Source organism: Rickettsiales bacterium (genome assembly GCA_035765535.1).
Lineage (GTDB): Bacteria > Pseudomonadota > Alphaproteobacteria > Rickettsiales > JABCZZ01 > JABCZZ01.
The window spans coordinates 254,082-268,960 of record DASTXE010000006.1 but is presented as its reverse complement, the minus strand read 5'-3'; the positions used below and the strand labels follow the sequence as shown (position 1 = coordinate 268,960).

Here is a 14,879-nt window from a genome sequence, read left to right as displayed (position 1 = left end):
AAATGACTGACATGCAAATAGTGCCTTTTGACGATCGCGACGGATTTATCTGGTATAACGGCAAAATGATGGAATGGCGTGACGCCAAAGTGCATGTGTTGAATCACGGATTGCATTATGCCAGCTGCGTATTTGAAGGCGAGCGCGTTTATAACGGTAAAGTATTCAAGCTGACCGAGCATACGGAGCGTCTGGCAAACTCTGCGAAGATCCTGGGGTTTGATCTGCCTTATTCCGTTGCGCAGCTCGATGCTGTCACGAAAGAAGTCGTTGCCAAGAACGGTATTGAAAACGGTTATGTGCGTCCGGTTGCATGGCGCGGCAGCGAAATGATGGCGGTTTCCGCCCAGCACAATAAAATCCATGTGGCGGTGGCGGCGTGGAGCTGGCCCAGCTATTTCTCCAATGAAGCCAAGGAACGCGGCCTGCGCCTGCAAATCTCCAAATGGGCGCGCCCGGCCCCGAATACGGCTCCCACGGCGAGCAAAGCGGCAGGGCTTTACATGATCTGTACGCTTAGCAAGCATGCGGCGGAAAAAGAGGGCTATGAAGATGCGCTGATGCTGGATTATCGCGGCCTTATCGCCGAAGCGACGGGCGCGAATGTGTTTCTGGTATTCAACGGTGAACTGCATACGCCGGTGCCGGATTGTTTCCTGGACGGAATTACACGCCGCACCATTATCGACCTGGCCAAGGCGCGCGGCATTAAAGTCGTTGAGCGTCAGATTAAGCCGGAAGAGCTTGCAAATGCTTCCGAAGTCTTTTTATGCGGCACTGCAGCAGAGGTCTCCCCGGTGGGTGTTGTCGGCGACTATAAATTCACGGTTGGGCCGATTGCCAAGCAGCTGATGCAGGATTACAGCGATCTGGTGCGCAAGCCATGATTAACCTGGAAGCGCTTCGGAATATCAAAGCTGAAACCGAGCCGTTTCCGCACTTTGTCGGGCGCGGGCTGATCGATTCGCAGGATATGAAGGCCATTAGCGCCGATTTCCCGAATATCACCAAACCGGGCGTGTTCTATATCTCCGATCTGGAATACGGTCCGGCTTTTAAAAAGCTGATCGATGCGATTCAGAGCCGTGAGGTCGCCGAGATCGTGGGGGAAAAATTCGGCATGAAACTGGCGGATAAGCCGCTGATGATTTCCGTACGCGGACAGTGCCAGCTCAAGGACGGGCGCATCCATAACGACTCTAAGGATAAAATCGCCACATGCCTGCTTTATCTGAATGAAAGCTGGGATGCTTCGGGCGGCAGGCTGCGTCTGCTCAGGGATAGTGAAAATCTGGATAATATGATTACGGAAGTGCCGCCTGAAGCGGGCAGCATTATCGGTTTTAAGCGTACGGAAAATTCCTGGCACGGCCATAATAAATTTGAAGGGCAGCGCCGTTCCATTATGTTCAACTGGCTGAGCTCGGATTTTGCGTTGGCCAAGAATGTCGGGCGCCACAAACTTTCAGCCGCTTTCAAGCGGCTCGGATTCGCCAGTAAATCGGAATATTGATAGAGCTCAGTTCTTTGTTCAGTGCGCTATGGGAATTCCGTGGTTCCCATTCCGATTTTTTTTGATATAATGGGTTGGTGGTTTGCCAATAGACTTATATTGCACCGCAGCAAAACGGAACATTATGCCACGAACTGTGAAAAAAGAGACTGAATCGTCCCCGCTTGTTTTGCTTCGCCAGATTCGCGACGTTATGGCATCCCCGGCTTCGGCCCAGGACAGGCTGGACGCAATCGTACGTGTGATTGCAAGCGAGATGGCTTGCGACGTGTGTTCTGTATATTTGCTACGGGCAGGGGATGTGCTCGAACTGTTTGCCAATGTCGGCCTCAATCCGTCTTCGGTGCATCTGACGCGCCTGCAGGTGGGGGAAGGTCTGGTCGGCGATATCGCAGCCACTGCCATCCCGGTTAATCTGGCCGATGCCCAGCACCATCCCAAATTCGTCTACCGCCCGGAAACGGGGGAAGAAATGTATAACGCCTTTGTCGGCGTGCCGATTCTGCAGAGCGGAAAAGTCGTAGGCGTACTCGTAGTGCAGGACAAGCAGGAAAAGAATTTTTCCGACGACCAGATCGAGGTGCTGCAGACCGTGGCCATGGTGCTTGCGGAGTTGAACCAGTCCGGGAAACTCGTAAGCAAATCGGAGCTGCGCGAAGGCAGCAGCACCACCTTGTTCTCCCAACATTTCGTGGGACTCAAATTTGCTCCCGGTCTTGCACGCGGCGTTGCCGTGCTGCACCGCAAGCGCATTGAGGTAAAGATTGCGCTTTCGGAAGACCCGGCGCGAGAATACCAGCGTTTGCAGGCGGCGCTGGATTCATTGCAGGATTCTATCGATAAGCTTATTTACCAAGCGGGGCTGGAAGAAGGCGGTGAGCATCGCGATATTATGGAAGCTTATCGCATGTTCGCTCATGACAAAGGGTGGATCAGCAGGATTGCCGAAGCCATCAATGGGGGATTGACAGCGGAATCTGCGGTCGTCAAGGCGCAGGAAGAAATGACCGAGCGCATGAATCTTGTCTCGAGCGAATATATCCGCGACCGTATTCATGATCTTGAGGATGTTTCCAACCGTCTGCTACAGCATCTCTCCGGTGAGAACCGTATACAAGGGCCCCAGCATCTGCCCGCCCGGTTCATACTGGTGGCGCGCACCCTCGGTCCGGCAGAGTTGCTGGAATATGGGCGCAAACGGCTCAAAGGTATTATTCTGGAAGATGGGGCTGCGACATCGCATATCGTGATTATTGCGCGTGCGATGGAAATTCCTGTCGTCGGTAAAGTCGCGGGGGCTTACGGGCTTATTCAGTCGGGCGATCCCGTCATCGTGGATGGGGATAATGGCGAAGTCTATCTGCGCCCGAACGATAGTATCGAGCGTACCGTTTCCGAGCATATACGCTCCAATGAAATGCGTACGCAGGCTTATGCGGCACAGCAGAACCTGCTGCCAATATCGCAGGATGGAGTGAAGGTTTCGCTTAATATCAATGCCGGACTGTTTGTGGATGTTAAACATCTGCAGGCGGATGATGTAGACGGTATCGGTCTTTACCGGACCGAGCTTCCTTACCTGATTTCCCCGTCCATGCCGGATGTGAAATCGCAGGCGCGTGTCTATTCCAAGATTCTGCGCCAGGCGGGCGATAAGAAAGTGATATTCCGCACATTCGACATTGGTGGCGATAAGCAGCTGCCTTATTTCCCCATTGACGGTGAAGAGAATCCGGCTCTGGGCTGGCGTGCTACGCGTATCGGCCTGGATCGTCCTGCCATTCTGCGCCGCCAGTTCCGCGCACTGATCCATGCGGCGGCGGACCGTCAGCTTAACGTGATGCTGCCGTTTATCACGCAGGTTAATGAGATCGACGAAGCGCGCAAGCTGATCGACCTGGAATTGGCGCGCGCGCAATCCGATGGCATAACGTTGCCCAGGAAGATTCGCGTGGGAACCATGATTGAAGTGCCTGCGATCTTATGGCAGCTGCCGGCGCTCATGAAGCGTGTTGATTTCATCTCTATCGGCAGTAACGACCTGCTGCAGTTTATTTTTGCCTGTGACCGCGGAAGCCAGCGTGTATCCGACCGCTACGATACGCTTGCGCCGGAAGTGCTGCTGATTGTCCGTAATATTCTGGAAGAATGCAACAAGGCGGGTGTCGAAGCAGGATTCTGCGGGGAAATGGCCAGCAAGCCACTGGAAGCGATGGCCCTGATCGGTGTAGGATTGCGAGCTTTTTCCATGCCTCCTTCCGCTGTCGGTCCGGTCAAAACCATGGTACGTAGTCTTGATGTTGCAGAACTGACAAAGTATATAGACATGCTGTGCGCTTCCTCTGAGCCGAGCATTCGCAGAATGCTGGAAGAGTATGCACGCGACCATCAGATCACTATCTGATTTTGGCACAAAAAATCTCCTCCTAATGACAATGCTTTCTCTGGCGTGATCGCGGAAAACAGTGTAGATATTACTGTGTTCCCCCTACCTGTTCGTGAGACTATGCAAGCCGATGATTATGTTGATATAGGGCGTTATCTGCGGGATGTCCGCGAGAGCCTGAAAGTGACCGTCGAACAGGCTGCCCGTGACCTGCATATACGGCCGAAATATCTTCATGATCTGGAAAAAGGCGATTTAAGCGGACTGCCCGGCAAAGCTTATATACGAGGCTATGTCAAAAATTATGCCGAATATCTGCGGCTGAATGCGGATGAAGTGGTGGCAGCTTATGAAAAGCTGTTCGGCGGACATCACTCCCAGAAATTTTTTGTTCCCACTGCGCATACCCATCAACAGCTTCCTTCACGCAATATCGTCTGGTTCGGGATACTGGGCATAGCGGCTGTTTACGGTTACTGGTATTTCGGAATTTATGAAAAAGCCGCTGTTCCTGACAAGACGGTCGAAACAAAATTGGATAATGAAGTCCCGGCTTTACCGGATGCGTGGGCATCATGCCTGGATAGTGAACAATCCGGATGCTTTATTGAGTTGAATGCCGCTATACAGTTGCCTGATATGAAGCCGCCGGAGGTATTCAACCTTACTGTTCCGGCAGACGCTGCTCCGGTGCCTCCTGCTGAACCATCTGATAATGATGAATAATCGATCTGTTAAGTTTTTGTGACAGGGCGTAGTTTTCTTTACTGTGCTGCCTGATTCCGCTATGATTGATATAATATTACACGTAATGCGTGAAAGTAACGTTGATGGCGGAAGAGGAAAGCAGCGTTCATATACAAGCGCCTGAAACACAGGTGCAGCCGGAGCCCGAGAAGCACTCGTGGCTGAGGGATATGCTGTATCCGCTTAACCATGCCATATCCTGTCTTTTTACTGATTCTTTGATCCAGCCATTCGTTGGTGCCTGGATACAGCAGCGCGTTCAGAGCGATAAACTTCCCAAATGGCTTAACGGTATCTTTGAGTCTCACGATCACCATGGCCCCGGTCATGAACATGCGCATAAGCCCAGTTTTGTCCAGAACGTCAAGCATTGGTTCAGCGGAGAAGTCATAGGCGATTTGACGGCCGTCCCGCTGACTGCTGCTGTTCATCATTACGCACCGTGGGTGGCGAATGGAATTCGCAAAGTCGCTGAGCCGACGATGGGGTGGTATTTTCGTAAGGGCGCAGAACGTGGTGCGCGCAGTTGGGCGCTCGAGCATAATCTTGATCCGTTGGGACCGGAGGCGCAGACGAAGCAGGAAGAGTTATATAATTATGAGATGAATCATCTGGGCGATGTTATGACCTGGAATACGTTGTCCGCCGCGACTAATGTTGAGGTGCAGAAAAAAATGGGCAGCACTGCCAATCGCAAAACGCTTTACGCAGGCAAGATATTCGGCACGGTTGTCAGCAATGCGCTGCTGCTGGGAGCCCGCGCCACTGTACCTTACCGGTTCCAGCATCGTGAAGAGCGGGTCGCGCGCGGAGTCAATGAGGCTTTTGGGCATCATGAGCATGGCACTCATGTGCATGAGGCAGAAAATCACGGTATGTCCAGGTAGAATAGCCGTTTTTGCTTTTCGCGTTTTTTTCTCCTTCCGTAACCAATATGGTATTGAACGTGTATACGTTCTTGCCTATAGTGCGCCTTCCGTCTTTTCAATCGGTGCTGCCTGCCGGTGAGTGTTGCAGGCGCGATTAGCGTGTTAATGACATCATGCCTGCAGTACGTTCCAAAAGCGCGACGGAACGCGCGGCATTGCCGCCGATATATTGAAACAGTAATACATAGGATCATGTGTGCTGAAGATTGATAATTTATCGATCGGTTATGGGAATAAACCCATACTGATGATACCGAGCCTGGACCTGCCGGAGCGTGGCGAGTGCCTTGTAACCGGTTCTTCCGGCGGCGGGAAGACGACACTGCTCTATGCTATTGCGGGGCTGGTGCCCGTGCTGAGCGGCAGCATTATTATCGATCGTATCGACATCACGCGGCTCAAGGAAGCGGAGATGGATCGTTTCCGCGGGGTCAATCTTGGAGTCATTTTTCAGACGTTGCAGCTTATGCCGTCGCTCACGGTGATGGAAAACCTGATGCTGGCCTGCTATGCGGTGAACATGCCGCCCAATATGCAGTATATTACGCATGTACTGAATAAGCTTGGTATTTATGAGCGCAGGGATTACCTGCCGTCCCAGATCAGCCGCGGGCAGGCGCAGCGCGTTGCGATCGCAAGAGCCGTGATGCATATGCCGAGACTGCTGCTGGCGGACGAACCGACGGCAAGCCTGGACGATGCGAACTGCGAAACGGTTCTGGAAATCATCCGTGAACTGGCGGAGGAAACAGGCGCCGCGCTCATGATTGCAACGCATGATAGCCGTGTGAAGCCGCATTTTCGCAACGTTATTCATTTTGAGAAGGCCCCATGAACATCGTCAGGCTAAGCCTTGCCAGTTTACGCTATAACCGGGTGGGCAACATTTTCAATATTCTGGTGCTCGCATTCGGCGTTGCCATCATCGTTACGGTTGCCCATATCAGCGATCAGGTGCAGCGGCGCTTTGACCGTGATCTTGCCGGGTTCGATCTCGTTATCGGCGCGAAGGGCAGTCCTGTGCAGCTGATTCTTTCCACGATTTTCCACCTTGATATGCCGGTAGGAAATATCGATCTGGAAGAGGCAAAGAAGATAGAAAAGAATTCACTGGTGGCTTCGTCGATTCCGATTGCGTTAGGGGATAATTATCAGGGATTTCGGGTTGTGGGCACGACACCAGATTATCCGCAGCATTATGGAGCGAAACTCGCTTCTGGCGCATACTGGAATCAGAATATGCAAGCCGTGATCGGCAGCGATGTGGCGCGGGCGATGCATCTCAAGGTCGGGCAGACGTTGAAAGCCGAGCGTGGTATCATCGACGGTGACGGACAGGCAGAATTTCCGTATGAGGTGACCGGCATCCTCGCGCCTACGGATTCCGTGATTGACCGGCTTGTGCTTACCAGCGTGCCGGGCACATGGCATCCCCAGCCGCATTCGGTCCGCCATCACCATTCCGGCCATAAGGATACGGATGAAGAGGAGGTGGTGCATGAGGATAAACAGATTACGGCATTGCTGCTGACGTATAAATCTCCGTTGGCAGCGGCGGTGTTACCCCAGCTTGTCAACCACAGCAATACGATGCAGGCTGCAAGCCCCGCTTTTGAGATGCTGCATCTGAGCAGGATGCTCGGTGTCGGTGGGGAAGCGATCCGTATATTCGGCGCGGCACTGGTGATTATTGCCGCTATCGGCTTTTTCATGGCATTGTTCAATGCGGTGAGCGACCGGCAATATGACATTGCCTTGTTACGTGTGCTTGGGGCAACGCGCAGCAAAGTGTTCGCGTATGTCATGATGGAGGGAATGGCGCTTGGTATCGCAGGGACGCTGAGCGGCCTCGTGCTCGGGCATATACTGACATTCTGCATCCGGCACTGGATCGAGGCGACTCAGCATATCACCCTGGCAGGGAGCTGGTTCAACGGTTACGAGTTGATGGGAGCACTGGCTGCTGTGGCCAGCAGCGTGCTGGCTTCGGCTATTCCTGCCTTTATGGCGTACCGTGTCAATGTGGCGGAAGCGATTTCCCGGGGAGCTTAATGATGGAACTGCAAAACAAAACATGCATTGCGTGTCGTGGCGATCTGCCTTCGCTTCCTGTCGCACAAGCGCGTGCATTGCTGCAGCAAGTGCCGGGATGGGCGCTGGATGCGAACGGTAAATGGCTACTGCGTTCTTATACATTCACGAACTTTAAGCAGGCGCTTGCCTTCGTGCAGAAAGTGGGAGAGGTGGCGGAGCAGGAGGGGCATCATCCGGATATTGCGTTTGGATGGGGGTATGTGAATCTCCGGTTGCAGACCCATGCGATAAACGGGCTGCACGAGAATGATTTTATTCTTGCGGCAAAGATCAACGCGTTAAATTAGAAAATTACCTGCCGCCTTGCGCGGGCGGGGCTGCCGGTGCGGGAGCGTTGGGTGACAGTGCCGCGCCAACGCGGTTGCGCTGCAGTTTGCGCTGTTCGGCGAGTTGGATGGTCACATCCTTGGCCTTGCCGGGGGACATATTGGCCAGGATTCCGGCGACCTTACGCTCCGACATCTTGTCCACTACCATCAGCAGCACGGGCATATCCAGTTCTTCAAAGATGCGTGCGGCATCTTTAGGTTTCATGCTTTCATAGATTTTAACGAGGCTGCGGATCTTCGTATCTTCCTGTTCGTTATATTTTGCCAGCAGTGTTTCCACTTCCTGCTTCATCTTTTCCAGCTTTTCCGTCTTTTCGTCGATACGTTCCTCGACGGCATTGAGCATGTTCTGGCGCAACTGGACCTGTTTTGCCCATTCATCCAGTTCCTGCCTGCGTTTGGCGAGGCTCTGCAACAGGTCGATCTCTACCTGGGAGAATTCATGCTTGGCAGATTCTTCTTCGGCTGCTTCATTCGTATTGCCAGCGCCTTCCGCAGGGGCGGCTTTTCCTTCACCGCCTGCCGCGGGCGCGGGTGCGGTTTTATTTTCACCGGCTGGGGCAGCGGGAGCGGCAGGAGCAGGGGTGGCAGGTGGAGTTGCGGGAGGCTGAGCCTGCTGCGCATGCGCTTCTTCAAACGAAAGGGCGATCCTGCGACCATCGCGCAAGGTTTCTCCGACTTTCAGGCCCAACAAGAGAAAGGCCGCCAGCATTGTCACCGGAATCAATTTTATGCGACGTGCCGCCATAACCCCCAACACCCGAACCTGTTAATGCTATTCCAGCTAATCACAATTTCTTGAAATTTTCTACATTTCAGGCGTTGGCCGAGCAGCATGATGCATATCTGCCTGAAGGAACTAGCTGTCCTGCTTGTCCTTCATCCACCAGTCGTTCACCGGGTGGCGGGCACAGGGGCTGCCTTCAATCCCCACGCAGGGGCTTCTGAGGTCGGCATACGGCCTGGCGCATGCGGACAGCAGCAACAGCAGCAAGGTTATGGCCAGCGCATTTTTCTTCGTCATAAATGTCTCTCACTCCCGGTTTATTTTTCTTCAACCTACTATCATAAAAACCATAGGTCAACTATCACACGCAAGCGATTTCGTTTACCTTGCCGGAATGCGTCTTTTGCGTATATACAGTGTCTTGGAATCCTCTTACGCTACCTAACAGGTCTGTCATGTACTCCCTCTACAGGATGCTTACCAGTATCGCCACTCCGGTTGTGCCTGCACTGCTGAAACGCAGGCTGGCGCGCGGCAAGGAGGATGGCGCGCGTCTTGCGGAGCGAACCGGGAACACTGGTATGGCGCGTCCTGTGGGTAAGCTTCTGTGGATTCATGCGGCGAGCGTGGGGGAGGCTAACTCCGTCCTGCCGCTGATTGAGCAGGTGCTGATGGCGTATCCGAACCTGCATGTGCTGCTGACGACGGTGACGATTACCTCCGCGAAGCTTATGGCCGGAAGATTGCCGCCGCGCGCAATCCATCAGTTCGCCCCTGTGGATACACCGGACGCGGTGGACCGGTTCCTTTCCCATTGGAAGCCGGATGTGGCGCTGTGGGTGGATTCGGAATTCTGGCCGAACCTTATCATGGAAACCGCCAAACGTGGGATAACCATGGGCGTTATCAATGCGCGCATGTCGGAAAAGTCGTTCCATTCCTGGCGATTCGCCAAAGGCTTCATCCGTAAGATACTGAGCTGTTTCCGTCTGTGCTTCGCCCAGAGCGCGCAGGACAAGGAACGGCTGCTGCAGCTCGGCATCCCTGCGGTAACTGGCGTCTGTAATTTAAAGTACGATGCGCCGGCGCTTCCATGCGACGAGCAGGAGTTAACGCGGCTGATTGCCCTTATCGACGGGCGTCCCCTATGGCTGGCAGCCAGTACGCATAAAGGTGAAGAACAGATTATCGCGAAGCTGCATAAGGCGCTTGAGGCGGATTTCGGTGGATTGCTCACGATTATCGTCCCGCGCCATGCGAACCGTGGAGCGGAAATCGCTGCGGAATTGCAGGGAGTACGCATAGCGCGTCGGTCGCTTAGCGAAACCATTAAGCTAGATACGGATGTTTACCTTGCGGATACAATGGGTGAGCTTGGATTATTTTACCGTCTGGCGCGGGTTGCTTTTATCGGCGGAACGCTGGTGCCGCATGGCGGCCAGAATCCGCTGGAAGCCGCCCGGGTCGGCTGTGCGATTGCGGTCGGGCCGCATACGCATAATTTTACAGCCGTGATTGACGGGCTACTAGCGGATGAGGCTATAGTAACAGCGCAAACGGAAGAGGAGCTGCTGGCGCATTTACGTGTGCTGCTTGGCGACCCGCAAAAGCGCCATGCGCTTGGCGAAGCAGCCATGCAGCATGCCCAGACCCATAACGGAGCAGTGCAGGCCGTCATGAATGCGTTGCAGACTTATCTCAAGTAATATAGTAATAGCTCATGCGCGCCCCTATTTTCTGGAAAGATAAAACATTATTGTCCGGTCTCTTGCTGCCGGTGGCTGCTATTTATAGCTGTGCAGTTCAGGCACGCCTTGCGCGTACTCCTCCCAAAACGCTTGATGCGCGCGTGATCTGCGTGGGCAATCTGGTGGCTGGCGGGGCGGGGAAAACGCCGGTGGCGCTTGCAATCGGTCGTATCTTTAAGGAATTGGGTAAGAATGCGCATTACCTGTCACGCGGTTATAAGGGTACTCATTCGGGGGTTACACGAGTGGATCCTGCAAAGCACAGCGCGCTTGAAGTGGGAGACGAACCGCTTCTGCTTGCGGAAGTGTTGCCCACCTGGGTTGCCAAAGACCGGGCTTCGGGCGCTGCGGCTGCGGTGGCTGCCGGGGCGGAAATTATCATCATGGATGACGGGTTCCAGAATCCGAGCCTGCATAAGGATGTTTCGCTGCTGGTCATTGACGGGCATTACGGTTTAGGCAATGAGCGCGTGATTCCCGCCGGGCCATTGCGTGAAAATATCGAACAGGCGATGGGCCGCGTTTCTGCCGTCATTATGATCGGGGAAGATAAGCATAATGTGCTGAAATATGTGCTTCCGGGCACGCCTGTGCTGCATGCAAAGGTGCAGCCCACCGCAGCGGCAAACACACTGAAAGATAAAGCTGTGGTCGCATTCTGCGGTCTTGCCGCGCCGCGTAAATTCTATCGGACGCTGCAGGAGATTGGTTGTTCGATCCGCAAATATGTGGCGTATCCGGATCATTATGTATTCAAGTCTGAGGATCTACGCTTTTTACGTGAAAAGGCTGCAGAACAGGAAGCCACGTTGGTGACGACCCAGAAAGATTATGTCCGCCTGCCTGCCGAGATGCGAACGGAAGTGGCAACCGTGCCGATCGAAGTCGTATTCGGTGACAGGGAGGCCTTGCTCAAGGTGCTGCTTGCTTGATGCTGCGTAAAGTCCGCTATTTATTTGAAGCGATTATCCTGCTTTTGGGACTTGCTTTCTTTCGCCTGCTGCCGCTGGATGTCGCATCCTCCCTCGGGGGACGGCTCGCGCGCATATTAGGCCCGCTTTCAGGGGCGCATAGGACGGCGGCGAAGAATCTGGAAATGGCTTTTCCTGATATATCACCTTACAGGAAGCATCAGATATTGCGTGGCATGTGGGACAATATGGGGCGTGTGATCGGAGAATATCCGCATCTGTCGCGGCCTATCATGAGACGGCGCATTACGGTGGATGGGCTGGAATATCTTGGCGATATCAAACAATCGGGTAAGGGAGCGTTTTTTGCCTCCGGCCATTTTGCAAACTGGGAGATCATCCCGCTGACGGCTGCAATACACAATATGCCAATGGCGCTTATTTACCGGGCTGCGAATAACCCGTTTGTGGATAAGGTAATCCGCCGCATTCGTTCGCCCTATAGTGTGGCGATGTATCCTAAAGGGCGGGGCGGAGCGCTTAGTATATTGAAGGAAATCAAGAGCGGGCGTTCGGTGGGAATGCTGGTCGATCAGAAACTGAATGATGGATTGCCGGTGAAGTTCTTCGGACGTGAAGCAATGACGGCGACCGCTGTGATCAGCCTGGCGGCTAAAATGCAGGTTCCGGTGTTCATGGTGCGTGTGGTAAGGACGCATGGCGTCCATTTCCACGTATCTGTGGAAGCTCCGCGTCATTATGCACAGGATGTGGATCCAGTGGTGGCGATGCAGGAGTTACATACATGTTTTGAGAACTGGATTCGCGAATATCCGTCGCAATGGTTCTGGGTGCACAGGCGCTGGGGGAAATAACAATTATTGAATAAAATGGGCAGCGGTTGTTTTTTACCGCTGCCCATGTTCGTTTTAGCGGCCGCCGCTCGTTGCGCCAATGCTGCCGTTGGCTCCGCTATCCGCGCCGTCACCATTGGCACCGCTGTCAACGCTGCCATTGACGCCGCCGTTGGAGGTAGAGCCATCCGGCATGCTGGAGCTTGGCAATGCATATACCGAGGAAGCTGCGAGCAAGAGGATACCGGAAACAAGCGATGCTGTTATTGCTTTCTTCATAAGAAACCACCTTTCTGCTTTGGAGTTTTTTTAAGTACCTAAACGGTGTTTGCACTATAGGGTGGTGGGGATAAGGATGCAGTGTCCCGCGCGGGTGCTGGCATCAAAGAGCTATAAACAATCGCTTAGATCGGTACGATCTTAGGACGTGTACGGCGCAGCCATACCGACACCATCAGGCGGGTCAGCACGATGGCGGTGAACATCGACGCCAGAATACCGATGGCCAGCGTGACAGCAAAGCCCTTAACCGTTCCGGTCCCGAAGTAGAATAGCAGAATGGCTGCGATAAGCGTGGTTACGTTCGCATCCATGATGGTCCCGCGTGCAGCGCGGAAGCCCTGGTCGATGGCGGTAAATGGTGTTTTGCCGTTGCGCAGTTCCTCGCGGATACGTTCATAGATCAGCACGTTTGCATCCACCGCCATGCCGAGCGTCAATACCATGCCAGCGATACCGGGCAGCGTCAGCGTTGCCTGGAAGAGCGAGAGCGCGCCCATGATGAATACGAGGTTGAAGAACAGGGCGACATTAGCAAAGATTCCGAAGATGCCGTAATTGATCAGCATGAAGCCCATGACCAGTACGACGCCCAGCAGTGATGCCTGTTTGCCTGCGTTGATGGAGTCCGCGCCGAGGCTCGGGCCGACGCTGCGTTCTTCCACCACTTTGAGAGGAACGGGCAGGGCGCCGGAGCGCAGGAGAACCGCGAGATCGTTGGCGGATTCGGAGGTGAAATTGCCGGAGATGATGCCGCTGCCGCCGAGAATGGCGCTACGGATAACAGGAGCGGTGATGACTTTGCCGTCCAGGACGATAGCGAAGCGCTTTCCAACATTCTCTCGCGTAATTTCTGCGAATTTCTGTGCGCCGACCGTGTTAAAGCGGAAGCTCACGACGGGTTCGTTCGTCTGATTGTCGAAGGTTGCGGAAGCATCCACCAGCAGGTCACCGCTTAACATAACCTTGGTCTTGATACCTACCGGCATTCTGATCGGCTTTTCTTTCGTGCCTCCGCGCTCGTCTTCGTACATGACGTGAACGCCGGCGGGCACTTTGCCGCTGGCAAGATCGCTCATGCTGAGCGATTCCTCTACGAGGTGGAAAGTCATTTTCGCGGTTTTGCCGAGCAGGGCTTTCAGCCTTTCCGGGTCCTGCAGGCCGGGAACCTGCAGCACGATACGGTCGTCACCCTGGCGCTGGATGATCGGCTCGCGCGTGCCGGTTTCATTGACGCGGCGATTCACGATCTGGATGGATTGTTCCAGCAGGTGCAGTTTTTTGGTCTTCAACGCTTCCTGTGAGTAGCCGATATTATAGGTTCCGTCTTTCTGGCTCACGATTTCCAGTTCGGGGCTGATCTCGCGCACCATGTCTTTTACATTCACATTGCTGTTGTTAATCAATGTGAAGCTTACCGTTTCATTATTGCCGGCACCGGTAATGCCCAATCCACGGTACATGACTTTCTTAGAGATCATCGCCGTGCGCAGGCTGTCCACGATATCGGCCAGCTGCTCGTGCATATAGCGGTCAAGTTCCAGTTGCAGCAGCAGGTAGGAACCGCCCTGCAGATCCAGGCCCAGATTTACGGTGCGAGAAGGAAGGAAGCCCGGAATGGTTTCGCGGGTTTTTTCAGGAAGCAGATTGGGAATAGCTAGAAGAATGAAAAGCAGGCAGACACAAAATACAGCAACTATTTTCCCGCGCGAAAAATCCAGCATCCCGGAAATCCTTATATGTTATTTGCCGCCAGATTTTTCCGTCAGTTTGCTGCCGGAATTCTTGTCTTCGGCTTTGTTATCGTTGGCAATGGTTTTGGTGAGGACGTGGGAGATCGTATCGCGCATGACACGGACTTTTACGTTTTCGGCGATTTCCAGCACGACAATATTATCATCTTCCACTTTGCTGATGGTGCCGATAATGCCGCCGGACGTGACGATCTTATCGCCGCGGCGCAAGGCTTTGACCATAGTGTCATGTTCTTTAATTTTCTGCTGGTTCGGGCGAATGAGCAAGAAGTAAAACACCACCATAATGAGGATCATCGGCAGCGCGCCGCTCATAAGCTGGGGAATTCCACCAGAAGCGGCGGTATCTGCAGGATCAGCCGCAAGAGCAGTCGAAACGAACATAGTATACTCCCTTGAAAGCGGGCGTAAAAGAGGAAGGGCGGACGCGAGCTTATTTCAGCTTGGTTTCGTTGAAAACCACGTGCTTGCGCGCAACCGGATCGTATTTACGGAAGGAAAGCTTTTCAGTCTGCTTCTTCGGGTTTTTCTTCTTTACATAGAAGAAGCCGGTGTCAGCGGTGCTAGCGAGTTTTACAAGAACGATATTTTTCTTTGCCATAACATTA

Annotated in this window: 17 protein-coding genes; 11 read left to right on the top strand and 6 right to left on the bottom strand. The window is 53.6% G+C overall.

Going from position 1 to position 14,879, the window contains the following annotated elements; all coding sequences use genetic code 11:
• Positions 1-11 precede the first annotated feature (11 nt).
• The 8 genes from VFT64_09905 to VFT64_09870 all read left to right on the top strand — a co-directional run bounded on the left by VFT64_09905 (position 12) and on the right by VFT64_09870 (position 7,956).
• A complete protein-coding gene (locus VFT64_09905; protein ID HEU5048141.1) occupies positions 12-887 on the top strand; it encodes a branched-chain amino acid aminotransferase in 876 nt (291 codons plus the stop codon).
• Positions 884-1,513, top strand: coding sequence for a 2OG-Fe(II) oxygenase (locus tag VFT64_09900; GenBank protein HEU5048140.1), 630 nt, complete (start codon positions 884-886; stop codon positions 1,511-1,513). Before VFT64_09905 ends, VFT64_09900 begins: the two co-directional genes overlap by 4 nt.
• 124 nt (positions 1,514-1,637) lie before the next feature.
• Positions 1,638-3,917: a phosphoenolpyruvate--protein phosphotransferase gene (gene ptsP / locus VFT64_09895; protein ID HEU5048139.1), complete on the top strand. Its 2,280-nt coding sequence runs from the start codon at positions 1,638-1,640 to the stop codon at positions 3,915-3,917.
• Positions 3,918-4,019: 102 nt separating this feature from the next.
• Positions 4,020-4,625 (top strand): helix-turn-helix transcriptional regulator, encoded by a 606-nt coding sequence (locus tag VFT64_09890; protein ID HEU5048138.1) that lies wholly within the window; start codon positions 4,020-4,022, stop codon positions 4,623-4,625.
• Between the two features lie 89 nt (positions 4,626-4,714).
• On the top strand, positions 4,715-5,533 hold the full coding sequence (locus VFT64_09885; GenBank protein ID HEU5048137.1) for a hypothetical protein: 819 nt from the start codon (positions 4,715-4,717) through the stop codon (positions 5,531-5,533).
• Positions 5,534-5,771: 238 nt separating this feature from the next.
• Positions 5,772-6,410 carry an ATP-binding cassette domain-containing protein gene (locus VFT64_09880; protein HEU5048136.1) on the top strand — a complete coding sequence of 213 codons (639 nt, stop codon included), beginning with the start codon at positions 5,772-5,774 and terminating at the stop codon, positions 6,408-6,410.
• Entirely contained in the window at positions 6,407-7,627 is a 1,221-nt protein-coding gene (locus VFT64_09875) for an ABC transporter permease (GenBank protein ID HEU5048135.1), read from the top strand. The genes VFT64_09880 and VFT64_09875 overlap by 4 nt, the downstream gene beginning before the upstream one ends.
• Entirely contained in the window at positions 7,627-7,956 is a 330-nt protein-coding gene (locus VFT64_09870; GenBank protein ID HEU5048134.1) for a 4a-hydroxytetrahydrobiopterin dehydratase, read from the top strand. The genes VFT64_09875 and VFT64_09870 overlap by 1 nt, the downstream gene beginning before the upstream one ends.
• Positions 7,957-7,960: 4 nt before the next feature.
• Here VFT64_09870 and VFT64_09865 read toward each other — a convergent pair whose 3' ends face one another.
• The gene (locus VFT64_09865; GenBank protein ID HEU5048133.1) at positions 7,961-8,746 is read right to left on the bottom strand and encodes a hypothetical protein; all 786 of its coding nucleotides are present in this window, start codon (positions 8,744-8,746) and stop codon (positions 7,961-7,963) included.
• A 111-nt stretch (positions 8,747-8,857) separates the two neighbouring features.
• Complete coding sequence (locus tag VFT64_09860; protein HEU5048132.1) at positions 8,858-9,022, bottom strand: hypothetical protein; 165 nt, start codon at positions 9,020-9,022, stop codon at positions 8,858-8,860.
• A gap of 158 nt (positions 9,023-9,180) precedes the next feature.
• Between VFT64_09860 and VFT64_09855 the strand changes: the two genes are divergently transcribed.
• Genes VFT64_09855 through VFT64_09845 form a run of 3 tightly spaced genes read left to right on the top strand, consistent with a single transcriptional unit; the run spans position 9,181 to position 12,259 of the window.
• The gene (locus VFT64_09855) at positions 9,181-10,431 is read left to right on the top strand and encodes a 3-deoxy-D-manno-octulosonic acid transferase (GenBank protein ID HEU5048131.1); all 1,251 of its coding nucleotides are present in this window, start codon (positions 9,181-9,183) and stop codon (positions 10,429-10,431) included.
• Positions 10,432-10,445: 14 nt separating this feature from the next.
• Positions 10,446-11,405, top strand: a complete 960-nt coding sequence (gene lpxK, locus VFT64_09850) for a tetraacyldisaccharide 4'-kinase (protein HEU5048130.1) — start codon at positions 10,446-10,448, stop codon at positions 11,403-11,405.
• Complete coding sequence (locus tag VFT64_09845) at positions 11,405-12,259, top strand: hypothetical protein (protein ID HEU5048129.1); 855 nt, start codon at positions 11,405-11,407, stop codon at positions 12,257-12,259. Before lpxK ends, VFT64_09845 begins: the two co-directional genes overlap by 1 nt.
• A gap of 54 nt (positions 12,260-12,313) precedes the next feature.
• Here the strand turns inward: VFT64_09845 and VFT64_09840 are convergent, their stop codons facing one another.
• The 4 genes from VFT64_09840 to rpmG all read right to left on the bottom strand — a co-directional run bounded on the left by VFT64_09840 (position 12,314) and on the right by rpmG (position 14,872).
• Positions 12,314-12,517, bottom strand: a complete 204-nt coding sequence (locus VFT64_09840; GenBank protein ID HEU5048128.1) for a hypothetical protein — start codon at positions 12,515-12,517, stop codon at positions 12,314-12,316.
• A 125-nt stretch (positions 12,518-12,642) separates the two neighbouring features.
• The gene (secD, locus tag VFT64_09835; protein ID HEU5048127.1) at positions 12,643-14,241 is read right to left on the bottom strand and encodes a protein translocase subunit SecD; all 1,599 of its coding nucleotides are present in this window, start codon (positions 14,239-14,241) and stop codon (positions 12,643-12,645) included.
• Positions 14,242-14,259: 18 nt separating this feature from the next.
• Entirely contained in the window at positions 14,260-14,655 is a 396-nt protein-coding gene (yajC, locus tag VFT64_09830; GenBank protein HEU5048126.1) for a preprotein translocase subunit YajC, read from the bottom strand.
• A 49-nt stretch (positions 14,656-14,704) separates the two neighbouring features.
• Entirely contained in the window at positions 14,705-14,872 is a 168-nt protein-coding gene (rpmG, locus tag VFT64_09825; GenBank protein ID HEU5048125.1) for a 50S ribosomal protein L33, read from the bottom strand.
• Between the last annotated feature and the right edge of the window lie 7 nt (positions 14,873-14,879).